A 774-nucleotide genomic window follows, 5' to 3' on the forward strand; every position below is an offset into this window, starting at 1 on the left:
CTGCTGCCGCGCCTGATGCCGCTGGGCACCTGGCGGGCGCTGCTGGTCTCCGGGGTGATCTGGGGGGCCTGGCACGCCCCGCTCACCCTTCGCGGCTACAACTACCCCTAGCTCGGCGCGTGGGCGGCGCCCATGTTCGTCGTCTTCTGCGTGGCCTACGGATGCCTGCTCGGCTGGCTGCGGCTCTACTCCGGCAGCGCCTGGCCCGCGGTCGTCGGCCACGGCGCGCTGAACGCGTCGGTGGGCCTCGTCCTGCTGGTCGGTGACGCGGCCGCCCCGCCCACGAGACGATCCGCCTCACCCCCGACGGCGAGGTGTCGATCAAGCTGCCCGCGCCGCTGGCGCATCTGGCGAACGCCAAGCACGGCCGGTACGTCCTCACCGGCCAGGTGCGGTTCCCGCACCGAGGCACCGAATGGCGCGACCGCATCGAGACCAACCGCGCAGTCGCCTACCGCATCCACTATGACGTCGAGCGCGGGCGCTGGTACCTGACCGCTTCCTGGCAGATTCCTCCAGCCACGACCATCGCGCTCACGACCGCTCTCGCCCAGGGCGTGATCGGCGTGGACACCAACGCCGATCACCTGGCCGCCTGGCGGCTCGATGTGCACGGCAACCCGGTCGGGGAGCCGCGCCGCTTCCTCTACGAGCTGTCCGGGGCCGCCGACTACCGCGACGCCCAAGTGCGGCACGCTCTGACGCGGCTGCTGAGCTGGGCGCACACCTGCGGCGTGAAAGCCATCGCGATCGAGGACCTGAACTTCGACGCGG

The 774-nt window shown here is 71.7% G+C and carries 2 pseudogenes; both read left to right on the forward strand.

Annotated elements, in window-relative coordinates:
* Positions 1-132 precede the first annotated feature (132 nt).
* Positions 133-225 (forward strand): annotated as a pseudogene (locus ABD810_RS41210) (CPBP family glutamic-type intramembrane protease); the annotation flags it as partial.
* Positions 226-314: 89 nt separating this feature from the next.
* Positions 315-774, forward strand: a pseudogene (locus tag ABD810_RS36525) (IS200/IS605 family accessory protein TnpB-related protein); the annotation flags it as partial.

It is taken from the genome of Sphaerisporangium flaviroseum, from assembly GCF_039537005.1.
Classification (GTDB): domain Bacteria; phylum Actinomycetota; class Actinomycetes; order Streptosporangiales; family Streptosporangiaceae; genus Sphaerisporangium; species Sphaerisporangium flaviroseum.